This window comes from Aeromonas sp. EERV15 (assembly GCF_900079845.1).
GTDB lineage: Bacteria > Pseudomonadota > Gammaproteobacteria > Enterobacterales > Aeromonadaceae > Aeromonas > Aeromonas sobria.
On record NZ_FKKY02000003.1, the window covers coordinates 142,406 to 157,646 of the forward strand.

At 56.0% G+C, this 15,241-nt stretch carries 8 protein-coding genes and 1 riboswitch; of the genes, 6 read left to right on the forward strand and 2 right to left on the reverse strand.

What is annotated here, in order from left to right; genetic code table 11:
* The first annotated feature begins 1 nt into the window (after position 1).
* Both flgL and mgtE read left to right on the forward strand, forming a co-directional pair.
* Positions 2–1,210: a flagellar hook-associated protein FlgL gene (gene flgL / locus BN4575_RS03870; RefSeq protein WP_068977214.1), complete on the forward strand. Its 1,209-nt coding sequence runs from the start codon at positions 2–4 to the stop codon at positions 1,208–1,210.
* Between the two features lie 179 nt (positions 1,211–1,389).
* Positions 1,390–1,559, forward strand: a riboswitch (M-box (ykoK) riboswitch).
* A gap of 122 nt (positions 1,560–1,681) precedes the next feature.
* Positions 1,682–3,025 (forward strand): magnesium transporter, encoded by a 1,344-nt coding sequence (gene mgtE, locus BN4575_RS03875; RefSeq protein ID WP_068977215.1) that lies wholly within the window; start codon positions 1,682–1,684, stop codon positions 3,023–3,025.
* Between the two features lie 225 nt (positions 3,026–3,250).
* Here mgtE and icd read toward each other — a convergent pair whose 3' ends face one another.
* Entirely contained in the window at positions 3,251–4,504 is a 1,254-nt protein-coding gene (gene icd / locus BN4575_RS03880; protein WP_068977216.1) for an NADP-dependent isocitrate dehydrogenase, read from the reverse strand.
* 156 nt (positions 4,505–4,660) lie between these two features.
* Positions 4,661–5,536, reverse strand: a complete 876-nt coding sequence (locus tag BN4575_RS03885; protein ID WP_068977217.1) for an AraC family transcriptional regulator — start codon at positions 5,534–5,536, stop codon at positions 4,661–4,663.
* A 116-nt stretch (positions 5,537–5,652) separates the two neighbouring features.
* Between BN4575_RS03885 and manA the strand changes: the two genes are divergently transcribed.
* The 4 genes from manA to BN4575_RS03905 all read left to right on the forward strand — a co-directional run bounded on the left by manA (position 5,653) and on the right by BN4575_RS03905 (position 15,226).
* Positions 5,653–6,843: a mannose-6-phosphate isomerase, class I gene (gene manA, locus BN4575_RS03890; RefSeq protein ID WP_068977218.1), complete on the forward strand. Its 1,191-nt coding sequence runs from the start codon at positions 5,653–5,655 to the stop codon at positions 6,841–6,843.
* Between the two features lie 639 nt (positions 6,844–7,482).
* Positions 7,483–10,179, forward strand: a complete 2,697-nt coding sequence (locus BN4575_RS03895) for a GH92 family glycosyl hydrolase (RefSeq protein ID WP_068977219.1) — start codon at positions 7,483–7,485, stop codon at positions 10,177–10,179.
* Between the two features lie 56 nt (positions 10,180–10,235).
* Positions 10,236–12,638, forward strand: a complete 2,403-nt coding sequence (locus BN4575_RS03900; protein WP_068977220.1) for a GH92 family glycosyl hydrolase — start codon at positions 10,236–10,238, stop codon at positions 12,636–12,638.
* 62 nt (positions 12,639–12,700) lie between these two features.
* Positions 12,701–15,226 carry a GH92 family glycosyl hydrolase gene (locus tag BN4575_RS03905; protein WP_068977221.1) on the forward strand — a complete coding sequence of 842 codons (2,526 nt, stop codon included), beginning with the start codon at positions 12,701–12,703 and terminating at the stop codon, positions 15,224–15,226.
* Positions 15,227–15,241 lie beyond the last annotated feature (15 nt).

Genomic DNA, 15,241 nt, shown 5'->3' on the forward strand with positions numbered 1-15,241 from the left:
CATGCGCATCACCACCAACATGATCTACGACCGGAATATCTATTCCCTCAACAGTGCCAACGAGCGGTTGAATACTGCCTATCAACAGCTGCAAACCGGCAATAAATTTCAGACTGCCGGAGAAGATCCCGCAGGGATGAGCCAGAAGATGGCACTGACCAAGGAGATTGACCTGTTCAAGCAGTACAGTGTCAATGGCAGTTTGCTGGAAAACAGCCTAGGGCATGAGGAGACGGTATTAACGTCGATTAATAATGCGATGCTTAGTGCCCAGACCCTGATCCAGAAGTCAAATAATGGCTCTATCAGCATGGATGATCGCAAGGCCATAGCCAGCGAGCTGGAAGGGTTGCAGCAGCAGATGTTTGACCTGATGAATAGCAAAAACTCGTCTGGTGAGTTTATCTTTGGCGGCAATCAGAGCAAGACACAGCCTTATATAAAAGACCCCAGCGGAAGATATATTTATCAGGGAGACCCTGGCCAGCGAAATATTCAGGTGTCACCCACAGTACAAATTGCTGCCAATGATTCCGGACAGGATCTGTTTGAAATCGTGGCAACTAGAAGAACTGCTGGTGCGCTGACTACTGGCATCAAGGTGGAAGTGTCTGATCAGGGGAATTTTGATAACTTTTATAAATCCAATTACAATTCAGCCTTGGCAAGTAATTCATATACAGTATCGACAACTGCTGGAGCACCCGACACCTATGAGATTAAGGATGCTGCTGGTAATTCTGTCGCAAATGGTAACTATATTTCAGGGAATAGTATTTCGTTTAATGGGCTGGAGTTAACTCTTAATGCACCTGTCGGAGGCACTCCACAGCAATTTGAGCTAAAAAAACCAGAAAATGATAACATTCTCAACGGGATGTCAGATTTTATTACCGCTTTACGTAACCCCAGTATTACCGCTGATAACTTTGCGCTGGAAGTAGCCGATGCCACCGTCCATATGAAAAATGCTCGCCTGAATATCGATCATGGGTTGGGTGAGCTGGGTGGCCGGATGAACAGTCTCGAGGCGGTCATCAACTCCAATGAAGGATTGAGTACCCTCAACGCCGAGGCGAGAGCCAAGGTGTCGGAAGCGGATCTCTATGAGGTTATTTCGACACTGTCAAAAGAGGATGCGGCACTGAGTGCTTCGCAACTCTCTTTCAGCAAAATAAGTCGCTTGACGCTATTTGACTATATCCGCTAATAAAAGGCCCGCTTGGGGCCTTTTATTTTAGCTTCGATCTGCAAACAGGTTCTGTACCATCACCAGCCAATTGTAACAAGCTGTTGCCGTTTCCCATTTAATGGTTACTGCGGGGTTGACCTCCCCACGGGATTGGATAATCATGCCGCCGGCACAACCGAGGGTTGTGCAGATTATTTGCAGCATCTCGTTAGGCGAGGCTCCTGTATAAACACAGGCCACTGATCTCACGACGTCCAGAGACGCCCAAGATCAGGACAGTTTTCATCGGATTAAGGTGTAAACCCAAGTGGCTTCCGGCATGCCGGATACGTTATACAGTGCTAAAGCTGGTACGTGGGGATGATGACACGCCGAACGGCGTCATTTCCTGCCTATTACTCGTCAATCAAATTGCTGTTTTCTTTCAGACTGCGATCGGATATTCGATCGCGTTCAGGCTCAGCCTGAAATCACATAAGGTCATTTGTGATGAAGAAAACACATACCATTCTTAACCGTCATCAACTACTCGATCTCGCTGCCCTGCAGGGTTGGCTGGAACATAATCTGGATCCGGTTCAGCGCGCCGATCAACTGCTGACCCTGCGTCCGGAAGAGCTCAACTGCATCTTTGATACCCTGCCCGTTTCGCAAGGGGCCGAACTACTTGGCTCGCTCTCGGCCGAGAGTGCGGCCCGCTTGCTACAGCGACTGCATGGCAGCATTGTCAGCGTGTTGCAGGAGGCCATTCCCCGTCGCGAGATGGTGGCCATCCTGCGCAAACTGGGCCGTCAGGATCGCACTATCTTGCTGGCTCGATTCCCGACCCAAGCGCAGGCCATGTACTACTCCCTGCTGGATTGGCCCACCGAATCGGTAGGGGCCAACATGCGCCACGAGTATCTGGCAGTACGGGAAGAGGACTCCATCGGTCATGCTAAACAGCTGATCCACGATGCCTGGGACAATGCACAGCTGTTTCGCCACATCTATGTGATCAATGGGGATGGTCGTCTGCAGGGGAGTATCTCTCTCAAGACGCTGCTGATCGCCGATCCGCTGGCTAATGTGGCCAATCTGATGGATCGGGAGACGGTACGGATCAACGCCCGGGCGGATCAGGAATTGGCCGCGCGCCTGCTGATCGACCGCGACCTCTCGGTCCTGCCGGTCGAGGATCAGGGGCGCCTGGTCGGTATTTTCCACGTCGATGACGCGGCGGATATTCTGGAGCTCGAATCCACCGAGGATGCCGAGATGCAGGGGGGCTCATCGCCGCTCGATACCCCCTACCTGCAAGCGACACCGTGGCAGCTGTGGCGCAAGCGGGTGGGCTGGCTGCTTATCCTGTTTGTGGCGGAAGCCTACACCGGCACTGTGCTGCGGGCATTTGAGGAGCAGCTGGAGGCCGCCATCGCGCTGGCCTTCTTTATCCCCCTGTTGATCGGCACCGGTGGTAACAGTGGTACCCAGATCACCACCACCATAGTCCGCGCCATGGCGGTCGGAGAGGTTAGCCTGCGCAATCTCGGCACAGTGCTGAAAAAGGAGCTCTCCACCGGCCTCTTGATCTCGGGGGCCATTGCCATGGCCGCCTGGGTGCGCGCCTGGAGCCTGGGGGTTGGCCCCGAAATAGGTATGGTGGTGACCTTTACCATCATCGCCATCGTGCTGTGGAGTGCCACGGTCGCCTCTATCATCCCCATGGTACTGCGTCGTTTCCGCATTGACCCAGCGGTGGTCTCTGCGCCGTTTATTGCGACCCTGGTGGATGGTACCGGTCTTATCATCTACTTCGAGATGGCCAAATGGTTATTGCCTGAGTTGCAGTAACGAGAGATTAAACCCTGTTGATGAGGCCTGGATAAACAAGCGGGGCAGTTTGTATTGCCGGAACCTTGTATTGCCGAAAAGAAGGGAGCTAAGTTATCCCCGCAGCGTGAAGCCAAGGCCACAGAAGAACAGAGTGAAAAAAGCCAATAAAAAATGCCAGTCAGGCTTAACTGACTGGCATTTTTCTCATGACACAGGTCTTCGTTTCAGACCATCAACCCATCATTACATCTGGTCGATCATGTCCTGGGCGAACTGGGAGCAGGAACGCAGAGTGGCCCCTTCCATCAGACGCTCGAAGTCATAGGTGACTGTCTTGTTGGCGATAGCCGCTTCCATCCCCTTGATGATGAGATCGGCCGCTTCGACCCAGCCCATGTGGCGCAGCATCATCTCGGCAGAGAGGATCAGGGAGCCAGGGTTGACCTTGTCCTGACCGGCATATTTCGGTGCAGTACCGTGGGTCGCTTCGAACAGGGCCACGCCGTCACCGATATTGGCGCCCGGCGCGATACCGATACCACCAACCTGAGCGGCCAGCGCATCGGAGATGTAGTCGCCGTTGAGGTTCATACAGGCGATGACGTCATACTCGGCCGGACGCAGCAGGATCTGCTGCAGGAAGGCGTCAGCGATGACATCCTTGACCACGATGGTCTTGCCGGTTTTCGGGTTCTTGAAGGAGCACCAGGGGCCGCCGTCGATCAGCTGGGCACCGTACTCGCTTTGGGCCAGGGCATAACCCCAATCCTTGAAGGCACCTTCGGTGAACTTCATGATGTTGCCCTTGTGTACCAGGGTCACGGAGTCGCGATCGTTGTCGATGGCATACTCGATGGCGGCACGCACCAGACGCTCGGTACCGGCCCTGGACATCGGCTTGATGCCGATACCGCAGGACTCGGGGAAGCGAATTTTCTTCACGCCCATCTCGTTTTGCAGGAAGGCGATCACTTTCTTGGCCTCTTCGCTATCCGCCTTCCACTCGATACCGGCGTAGATGTCTTCGGCGTTTTCGCGGAAGATCACCATGTCAGTCAGATCCGGACGCTTGACCGGGCTCGGGGTCCCTTCGTAGTAACGGACCGGGCGCAGGCAGATGTAGAGATCCAGCTCCTGACGCAGGGCCACGTTGAGGGAGCGAATACCGCCACCGACCGGCGTGGTCAGCGGGCCCTTGATGGCCACGCAATATTCACGAATGAAATCCAGGGTTTCGGCCGGCAGCCAGGCACCTTCGCCATAGACATGAGTCGACTTCTCGCCGGTGTAGATCTCCATCCAGGCGATCTTGCGCTCGCCCTTGTAGGCTTTCTCGACCGCAGCATTCACCACATTCAACATGGCCGGGGTTACGTCAACACCGATGCCATCCCCTTCGATAAACGGAATGATCGGATGGTTGGGAACCTGCAGCTTGCCGTTGGCATCGACTGTGATTTTCTGACCCTGGGTCGGGATTACTACTTTGCTTTCCATCGGCATCTCCTAACTTCCGTTTGTTATCAACTTGTTTGTTGCGCGCGGCCATCTTAGCCCATTCATTTTCATAATAAAATGGCGAGCAAGCATGTCAGACCAAAGAGGTAGCCACCCGCCAGTGCGCCGTCACCCCCCCTTCCCGACCCCGGCCATTTATCCCTCTTGCTCGCTGGTTACGGCCTGGGGCTGACTTAACGATCGATACTGGGAAGGGGTCAGCCCGGTCTTCAGCTTGAACACCCGACAGAAATAGTTCACATCGGTAAAACCGCAGCGATTGGCCACCTCTTCCAGACGAAAGCGATACTTTTTGAGCATGAACTTGGCCCGCTCCAGCCGTACCCAACTGATGTAGTCCGCCAGCCGCATATGCCCCTGCTGGCGGAACAAGCGGGAAAGGTGGCTGGGGGAGAGATTGAAGCGGGCGGCGATGCATTCGCGGCTGATGGGGCGGTGGAAATTTTCCTGAATGTAGATGCAGATGCCGTGGAAGAGATCGGAGCCGCGCGGACGACCGCTCTCCGACTCCACCAGCAGTTGCCGTGAATAGCTCAGCAGCGCCTGCAGCAGGTAATTATCCATCGGCGCCCTCACCTGCTCCTGCGCCAGAGTATTAAGGGAGAGCAGGATATGATCGAGTGCTCGTCCGGCACCGGCCTGAATACTGTGTTTTTGCACATCGAAGAAGCCGGTGTCCCCCTTGTGCTTGCTCACCAGACTGAACCCTATCTGGCGCTTGCCAAACAACAGGCTGAGCACGGAACAGTCGTTGTCCCAGTCCGGCTTGTTCCAGCCGTTGGGAGGGATGTACATCGCCTCGCGCTGACCCATCTGTACCGACTGCACATCCCCCTCCGGGGACCAGATCTGGTTGAGATAGTGGCCACTGAATACCAGCTCGAGACGCGGGAAGTTGACCTGATAACTGAAGCAGGGAGGCACCCCTTTGTCAGAGGCAAACAAGACCTTCTCAAAGCCCTCCCCTTCACTTAGGAAACCGTCCAACAGTTGGGTAAAGATGATACTCATGAATGATCCTGATCAAGATGCAGAGAGCAACCGATTGCGGTGCGCTGCCCCTGCCATGCTATAGTCCGCGCCAGACTGAAATTCCCAAAAAATCGTTCTGATACAAGGAGCCATCCATGAGCTACCCACCGTTTTTTCTAATGTGCAACCCGATCCAGGATTATGTCTGGGGCAGTCGTGACTCCCTGATCACGCTGTTTGGCATCAAAAATCCCGAGGGCAAACCACAAGCTGAACTGTGGATGGGCGCTCACCCCAATGGCTGCTCCGAAGTGACCCTGACCGGCGAGAAACTGAAGCTATCCAGCCTGATTGAAGCCAACCCCGTTGCCATGTTGGGCGCAGCCACCCAGGCTCGCTTCGGCTCACTCCCCTTCCTGTTCAAGGTGCTCTGCGCCGAGCAAGCCCTCTCCATTCAGGTGCACCCGAGCAAGGCACAGGCAGAGGCCGGTTTTGCCAAAGAAGAGGCAGCAGGCATCGATATCAAGGCGAGCAACCGCAACTACAAGGATCCGAACCACAAGCCGGAGCTGGTCTTTGCCCTCACCCGCTATCAGGCGATGAACGGCTTTCGCGCCATCCCGACCATCCTGGCCCTGTTCGATCGGATGGCGCTGCCAGCGCTGGCCGACCTGACCGCGGCACTGCGCCAGTCACAGAATGAAGCTGGCTTGCAGCACTTCTTCCACCAGTTGCTGATCCTGAGCGGTGAGCGCAAGGATGAGGCGCTGGCTGGCCTGCTGGCCTATGCCGCCGCCCATCAGGATGAAGAGACCTTCGCCACCATCAGCAAGCTAGCCAACCAGTATCCGGGGGATGTGGGGCTCTTCTCGCCACTGCTGCTCAACGTGGTGACCCTTGAGCCGGGTCAGGCAATGTTCCTCGATGCCCAAACCCCCCACGCCTACATTCACGGCACTGGCCTCGAGATCATGGCCAACTCCGACAACGTGCTGCGTGCCGGTCTGACCCCCAAATACATGGATGTGCCGGAGCTACTGGCCTGCACCCGCTGCGTCGCCAAACCGGATGACCAGATCCTGCTCAGCCCGCGCATGGAAGGCACGGTACAGCACTTCGACGTGCCGGTACCGGACTTCACTTTCAGCGTGTATGACGCAGGGGAACATGCCCTGACCACCGGCAATGCCGAGATCCTGTTCGCCATCGATGGGCCCATCACCCTGATCGGCCAACATGATGAGCATCTGACCCTGACCATCGGGCAATCTGCTTTTGTGCCCGCCAGCACCGGCGATTATCGAGTGACTGCTGAAGGGCGTTTTGCTCGCGCCAGCAACCGCTGATCCTGCTGAGCCATCGGCTCACCACCGTCTGTTTCAAGGGCCCTTCAGGGCCCTTTTTTCCAGCTCATCTGACCACCTGGGTGCAGGTATCGCTCACAAAACCGGTCATTTAACCCAACGCCAAAGAGTAACACGTTGACTTATAATGATTAATATCATTTAGCCTCCAAGGTCACGCTACCCTGCGGTTATGCGAGCCAGCTCACACCCTTCCGCACACGTCATAAAAATCCAGTTAATGCCATTTTTTTCCTCTGTCCCCGGATATTAATCACGGAAATAATAGAAATCGTTAATTTACAGGCAGCAGGAAAAACGCTTCAGACCATTTATATATTTCAGATTTAACACAGCGTTGCCATTTATTTCAGATGTAGAAGAGGCGACTTTTCAAATCAGGCTATTGGTGCCTGTTATTTTCCTGCACTTTTATTTTTCCGCCTGTATGGCCAGATGGTTTTCACTATCCATTTTATCTGGCTGATATTTTCCCCTGTTACCATCTATATCCAGTGATTGTCGGGGCAATACATGCAGATAGCCCTCTCGTCCGGCAGATATTCATTGGCTGAACCGGCGACTGCATTATCGGTTTTTATACGTTCAATACCCTACTTCCATTAACCTGTGGCGACAAATATGAAACTGAAACGTTCCCTACTTGCTTGTGCCGTACTGGCTGGCCTGGTTGGTATATCCGGTTGTCAAAATGACTCAGATACTGCTGGCGATAACAATAAAGAGGCAAGCGTCTCCCGTTACGTCAATCCGTTTATCGGCACAGGGAATCTGGGCAACACCTATCCCGGCGCCACCACCCCGCACGGCATGGTGCAGCTTTCGCCCAACAACGGCGCCAATGGCTGGGAATACATCTCCGGCTATTACTACCACGACAATCGCCTTGCAGGCTTCGCTCACACCCACCTCTCGGGGGCAGGTGCCGGGGATCTCAACGATATTCTGGTGATGCCCATCAACTCCCGTTCCAATTACATGTTGAACGAGGGGTCGGCATCCCTGAATCTGGAGGCCTCCCGTTACAGCCACAAGGATGAAGAGGCAACGGCGGGCTACTACAAGGTCGACCTGAAGGATTACGGCATCAAGGCCGAGCTGACCGCCTCGGATCGGGTGGGTGTTCATCGCTACAGCTTCCCGCAGGATAAAAAATCACAAATCGTGGTCAACCTCGGCTTCAAGGTCAACTGGGACTACACCTCCGACTCCTATCTGAAATGGGACAAAACCCACAACCGGATCGAGGGCCATCGCTTCTCTGACGGCTGGGCCCCCAGCCAGAAAGAGTTCTTCGTGATGGAGTTCGACCAGCCCATCAAAAATATCCGCTTCGCCTACTTCGACAAAGACCAAAACCGCTATCTGGATCTGCCGGAAGGCACCACCGAGATCGGCAACGAGACCCGTGGCAAATATCAGTACGCTCGCGCCTATGTGGAGTTTGATACTGCAGAGAAGGGTCTGGCCGTGGAGGCCAAGCTGGCCCTCTCCAACGTCGAGATCGGCCGGGATGGCAACGCTGGCGCCTCCCTCAACATGACCGAAGTGGCCAACATGTCGTTTGACGATGTCCGTCAGGCCGCCACTAAAAAATGGGAAGATGAACTGGGCAAGATCCGGGTCAGCGGGGATGAGGAGTACAAACAGACCTTCTATACCGCGCTCTACCACACCTATCTGGGCCAGACCATTCACTCCGATCTGGATGGGCGCTACCGCCAGGTGCATCAGGGGCGCAATGCCTACCCGGATGGCAACACGCCGTGGGGCGAGCAGATCGACACCCTCAAGGAGTCGGTACGCACCGCCGATGCCAACCGGGATGGCAAAGCGGACTTTACCCGTTACGACACCTTCTCCCTGTGGGACACCTACCGCGCAGTACAACCCCTCTCGTCACTGCTGGAGCCGGATCGCCTCGCCGATGTGGTGCTCTCCATGCTCTCTTACGCTGAAGAGGAGTGGATGGACGATCTGGGCAACCAGCGCAAGGGCAGATTGCCCGAGTGGACCTTCAAGGGCAACGAGACCGGCATGATGATGGGGATGCACTCCACCACCGTGATCCACGATGTGCTCTCCAAAGGCTCGCTGGACAGACGGATGATCGCACTGGGCTTTGGCGATGCAGAACGTCAGGAGATCAAGGAACGACTGGTGACCGCCATGATCACCGATGCCCGCGCATCCACCAGCCAGGGGGTCGCCTGGATCAAGGAGTACGAGCAGCAGGGTTATGTGCCCGCCCAGTTGCACGACACACCGCCGACCAATGACTGGGAATCACACTCCCCGTTCAAGGATGCCTGGACCTCCTCCTACTCGCTGGAGTACTCCATGGATGACTGGGCGATCGCCCAATCGATCAAAGCGGTGTTTGGCGAAAGTGACCCCCGCTATCAAGAGTTTGCCGATCGCTCCAAGAACTGGCAGGCGCAGTTTGACTTTGGCGGCAAGCTCTACAAGGGGTGGTTCAAGGCCCGCGACTACGATGGCAAGTTCATTGACGCCGGTTGGGTCGACCCGAAAACTGGGCGGGCAGTGGGCAAGGATTGGCGCCCGGACATGTTTAACTGGTCATTCGCCGAGTCCAACGGCTGGCAATACGCCTTTAGCGTGCAGCATGACATCCACGGTCTGGTCGACCTGATGACACGTTTCGATCAGACCCAGAATCCTCAGGCCAAACGGGGCGAACTGTTTGCCAAGCGGCTGGACGAATATTGGACCACCTACCCGGATCGCAACGCTGGCGACAACCAGTTCCCGGTGTTCAACACCGGTAACGTGGGTCAGCATGTGCAGGGCAACGAGCCGGATATCCATGTTCCCTACCTCTACAACTACGTAGGGCAACCCTGGAAGGGACAGGCGGCCATCGCGGCAGCCACCAACGTCTGCTACAAAAACACCCCTGACGGTATCTGTGGCAACGATGACTTTGGCACCCTTTCTGCCTGGTTCGTGTTCCGGGCGTTGGGCTTCTTCCCGGTCAATGCCTCCTCCGGCATCTACGAGATTGGCACCCCCATGTTCGAAACCGCCTCGCTCGATGTGGGGTCTGGCAAGCAGTTCACCGTCACGGCCCAAAACGTCAGCCGCGACAACATCTACATCCAGTCCGCTCGACTCAATGGCAGCGAGTTCAATCGCAGCTACCTCACCCACGAGGAAATTCTGAGTGGTGGCAAGCTTGAATTCGTCATGGGCGATAGCCCCAACCAGAACTGGGCTAGCCAGCCGGAAGATTTGCCGCCCGCGCAAGGTATCGGCACCTTCCTGCACGAAAGTGATATGCCTGCTGGCTCACGTTAACGATCTGTTCGGGGGGAGGGTTCCCTCCCCCATCATCAATCAATATTGGAATGCCCATGTTCAAACGTAATTTCATCGCCCTTGCCGTTATTGCTGGCCTGACGGGCGGTATTGCTGGCTGTACTGACGAAGAGCAGTCAACCGCCGTCGAGATCCCCGTTACCCCGATTGTCGACCTTTCCGTACTCAACTACGTCAATCCCATGATCGGCACAGCGGCCTCCGGCCATACCTTTCCCGGCGCCACCCACCCGGCAGGGATGGTGCAGCTCTCGCCAGATACCTTTATTGGCTCCAACAGCGGTCATGAGTCAGGGCAAAACCCCTGGCACTCCGCCTCGGGTTACTGGGATTCATCCAATTACCTGACCGGCGACATAGTCGCGAACGATGTCCCGCTCTACGGTTTTTCCCACACCCACCTCTCCGGTACCGGGGCCACGGACCTCGGGGATATTCTGGTGCTGCCTTACTCGGACATGGCAGACACCCAGCTCAACAGCTTTGACAAAGCCAATGAAAAAGCCAGCGCCGGTTTTTACAAAACCAGGCTGAATAAGGGCGGTATTGAGGTGGAACTGACTGCCACCAAGCGGGTGGGGCTGCACAAATACACCTTTGCCAAAGGGGCCGAACGCAGCGTGAAGTTCGATCTGGGCCACACCTTGCTGAACAACAACGGTCAATCACTGAACAACAAGATCGAAGTGCTTGATGAATACACCCTTCGTGGCCGCAGAACATCAACCGGTTGGTTTCAGGGGCAAAATCACCTGGGTCAGGATATTTTTTTCTACGCCAAGTTCAACCAGCCAGTGGCCAGAGCCATGCTGGGGGAACAAGACAAGATGCCGATCCGGGAGATGCGCTACAACAGCGTTTATCAGGGCGATGATGTCACCGCCTACCTCGATTTTGGTCAGGGCGATCAAGCCATCGAGATCCGGGTCGGCATCTCCCCGGTAAACTGGCAAGGGGCACAGCAGAACCTGGAGGCTGAAGCCCCCACCTTTGATTTTGCCAAGGCGAAATCACAAGCCGAATACGCCTGGGCCGAAAAGCTGACCAAGATCCGGGCTGAAGGGGGAAGCTCGACGGAAAAAACCAACTTCTACACCGCCCTCTATCACATGATGATTGCCCCCATCGAGTTCTACGATGTGGATGGCCGATACGTTGATATGCTCGGTACTGTGCGCACCCTCAAGCCGGGTGACACGCCAAACTACTCCATCTACTCCACCTGGGATACCTTCCGCGCCGTGCACCCCATGTGGACCATCATGGATCCGCCGCAGGCGACCCTGTATGCCAAGGATCTGATCCGCAAATCCAACGTGGAGTTCGGCCTGCTACCCAAGTGGGAAGGCCACGGCTCGGAAACCGGCACCATGATCGGCTACCCTTCGGCCGCGATTCTCGGCGACGCGGTCACCAAAGGATTGATCGATGCAGACGAGGCGCTGCAAGCCTCGGTCAAATCGGCCCACTACCGACCGGCAGATTACCCGCAGATCAACGATGACATTCTGAGCGCACTGATGGCGGGGCAACTGAGCTATCACGAGAAAGAGCAGTGCGTCCGTTATCCCAACTGGAACTCGGTCTCCTACTCGCTGGAGTTCTCCTTCTACGACTGGACCATCGCCGAGATGGCGAAAGCCGCGGGCGACATGACCACCTATCAAGAGTTCAAGGCGCGCTCCTACAACTCGCTCAAGCATTGGGATCCCCAGGCAGGCAATGCCGATGGCAAGGGCTTCTTCGTGCCGACCGAGCTGAAAAACGGCGACCCGTGCGCCCTGAAATACGCGGCGGCCGATTTTGATCCCTACAAGTCGGATGCCTTCTACTACACCGAGGGTAACGCCTGGCAGTGGCAGTGGTCCTTCATGCAGGATCTCGACAAGCTGACCGAAATCATGGGGGGTCAGCAGGGGCTCAACGACAAGCTCGACAACCTGTTCAACGCCAACCCGAATGGTGGCGATGCACATCAGGACATGACCGGCTATATCGGGCAGTACATCCACGGCAACGAGCCCTCCCACCACGTCATCTATCTCTACAACCGCACCGCCCAGCCCTGGAAAGCGCAGGAGTACCTCGATCGGGTCTACAAGGCGTTTTATAAAAACACCCCGGATGGTCTGATCGGCAATGAAGACGTCGGCCAGATGTCCGCCTGGTACATCATGAGTGCCATGGGCTTTTATCAAATCTCCCCGGGCAACCCGACCTACACCATAGGCCGACCCATTTTTGACAAGATCACCATCAACCTGCCCAACGGCCAGTTCAAGGTGGTGGCGCAGAACAATGGCCCGGACAACCTCTATGTCAAAGAGGTCACCATCAATGGCAAGCCGCTCAACCAGTACAACACCTTTGCCCACAGCGAGATCCATCCCGGTGGTGAGCTGCGCTTTGTGATGACCAACCAGAAACCGACCCCGTAACTCCAGCAACGACAAGCCGCCCGGCTTACCGCTGTTTCATATCCGGCATTCAGGAGCAACAGATGTTCAAACCCCATAAGCTGGCCATCGTGGTGGCCGCCTTGCTTGGTCTTTATGGCTGCAACGCAAACGATGAGACCACCACTGACAATGACCGCCCCGACAATCCCCTGCAGGTGCTGCAATATGTTGATCCCCTGATCGGCACCGATGGGCTGGGCAATGTCAATCCCGCCCCCGTCATGCCGGAAGGGATGATCCAGCCAGGCCCGGATAACTGGAACCCGGCCAACTGGAATGGCAAGGGCTCCCCTTCCGACTATCACCACCATCTGGCGAAACTTTCCGGCTTTAGCAGCACCCATATCTCGGGGGCCGGCAAGGGGGATCTCAATGACTTTGCCTTCTTGCCATACACCGGCAGCAATACCGATCCGGTCACCATCCACAAGCCGAGCGAGCTGTCGGAGGTGGGCTATTACAAAGCCGATCTGGTAGAGACCGGTATCAAGGCCGAGCTCACCGCCACCCAGCGAGTTGCCTTCCACCGTTACCGCTATCCGGCAGGTGAAGATCGCAAAGTCCAGCTCGATCTGCAGCACGAGCTGCTGGAGCAGTACGGCAACCACTCCCGCAACATTTACTTCAAGCGGGTCAGCGATAACGCCATTGCCGGGGCCAGAACCAGCAACGAGTGGGGGCAGTGGCAAACGGTCTTTTTCTACGCCGAATTTTCCGAAAACTTCGTGGAGCAGACCCTCTATGTCGATGGCAAACTGAGCAGCGACACCGAGGTGGGGCTGGCCGATTACATCGGGTATGGCGAAACCAGACCCCGGGTGCGGGATGTGGTGACCCAGCTCAACTTTGCCAAAGGGGAGCAGCCCATCACCATGAAGATGGCCATCTCGGGCACCGGCATTGAGGGGGCCATGGCCAACCTGCGCGCCGATGAACATGGCTACCGCTTCGATCAGGTGGTGCAGGAGAGCAAGCAGGCATGGGCAAAAGTGCTCAATAAGTTCACCCTGGAGGGTGGCAGCGATGCCGACAAGACGCTCTTTTACACCTCCCTCTATCGCACCTACATAGCCCCCTTCGTCTATCAGGATGTGGATGGCCACTATCGCGGGATGGATGGCAAGGTGCATCAGGCCAAACCGGGCTTTACCAACTACTCGGTCTACTCCATGTGGGACACCTTCCGCGCCGCCCACCCGCTGAAGACCATCATCGAAAAAGATCGCGCCATCGACTATGTGCACGACCTGCTCAACAAATATAAAACCGGCGGCATCATGCCCAAATGGGAGCTGCACTCCGACTATACCGGCGAGATGGTCGGCTACCCGGCGGTCTCCATCATCGCCGACGTCATCGTCAAATACCCGGGTGAGTTTTCACCAGCAGAGATAAAGCTGGCGCTGCAGGCGGCCAACGTCTCCGCCAACTTTGACCTCGAATTGACCAAATCCTGGGTGCCCTATCAGGATCCCTGGAACGGCGACAAGCGCTTCACCGTGATGACCCGTCACGGCCAGTATGCCGAGCAGCACGGCTATGTCCCCGCCAACGTCAAACTCAAGCCGGAAGAGGGGGGCATGGCGCAGGACAAGTACGATGAGCTGGTCAACGAGTCCGTCTCCTACGGCGTCGAGAATGCCTACTACGACTGGTGCATCGCCCAGCTGGCCCGACTGGCGGGCGACAAATCCGCCGAGAACCGCTATCTGGCCCGGGCCACCACCTGGCGCGCCTATTTTGACTACAACCCGGCTGAATATGGCAAATATGGCGCGACCGGCTTTATGCGCCCCAAAAATTACGATGGCAGCTGGGTCAACAACTACCCCTCCTGCGCCATCGACAAAAATGGCAACCCGGTTACGCCACCACAAAACTGTGACATCACCGACAGCAGCCGTTATGACACCTTCTGGCCCTATCGTGCCGAGCACCGGGGGCAGGACTTTACCGAAGGCAACACCTGGCAGTGGAGCTGGTTTGTTCCCCACGATATCGAGGGGCTCAAAGAGGCGATGGGGGGCGAGGAGGGCTTCCGGAAAAATCTGGATGCCCTCTTTACCGCCAACTCCAACGCCGATACCTCGCAAGGGGACATGACCGGCTATATCGGGCAGTTCGTAATGGGTAACGAGCCGGATCACCATGTCCCCTACCTCTATAACTGGACCAAGGAGCCGTGGAAAACCCAGGAGTATGTGGATCAGGCAGTGCGCAGCTTCTTCCACCCGACCACCACCGGCCTGATTGGCAATGAGGACGTGGGGCAAATGTCGGCCTGGTACATCATGAGTGCGCTTGGCATCTATCAGGTCACGCCGGGGCTCCCGGTCTACACCATAGGTCGGCCGCTGTTTGACAAGGTGACGATGGATATCGATGGTGGGAAATTCACCGTGAGCGCCGAAAACAATGGCCCCAAAAATATCTATGTGGAATCGGTCACCATCAATGGCAAACCGTTGGGGGAAAACCTGACGTTCAACCACAGCGATATTCGGGCAGGCGGTGAGTTGAAATTTATCATGACGGCGCAAAAACCAACCCGCTCAGATAATAAATAACCATCATTTATTACC

What these genes read in the sequence shown, in the direction of transcription:
- BN4575_RS03895 (WP_068977219.1), top strand. Translation starts at nt 7,483, where the DNA reads ATGAAACTGAAACGTTCCCTACTTGCTTGTGCCGTACTGGCTGGCCTG.
- mgtE (WP_068977215.1), top strand. Translation starts at nt 1,682, where the DNA reads ATGAAGAAAACACATACCATTCTTAACCGTCATCAACTACTCGATCTC.
- BN4575_RS03885 (WP_068977217.1), bottom strand. Translation starts at nt 5,536, where the DNA reads ATGAGTATCATCTTTACCCAACTGTTGGACGGTTTCCTAAGTGAAGGG.
- BN4575_RS03905 (WP_068977221.1), top strand. Translation starts at nt 12,701, where the DNA reads ATGTTCAAACCCCATAAGCTGGCCATCGTGGTGGCCGCCTTGCTTGGT.
- flgL (WP_068977214.1), top strand. Translation starts at nt 2, where the DNA reads ATGCGCATCACCACCAACATGATCTACGACCGGAATATCTATTCCCTC.
- icd (WP_068977216.1), bottom strand. Translation starts at nt 4,504, where the DNA reads ATGGAAAGCAAAGTAGTAATCCCGACCCAGGGTCAGAAAATCACAGTC.
- BN4575_RS03900 (WP_068977220.1), top strand. Translation starts at nt 10,236, where the DNA reads ATGTTCAAACGTAATTTCATCGCCCTTGCCGTTATTGCTGGCCTGACG.
- manA (WP_068977218.1), top strand. Translation starts at nt 5,653, where the DNA reads ATGAGCTACCCACCGTTTTTTCTAATGTGCAACCCGATCCAGGATTAT.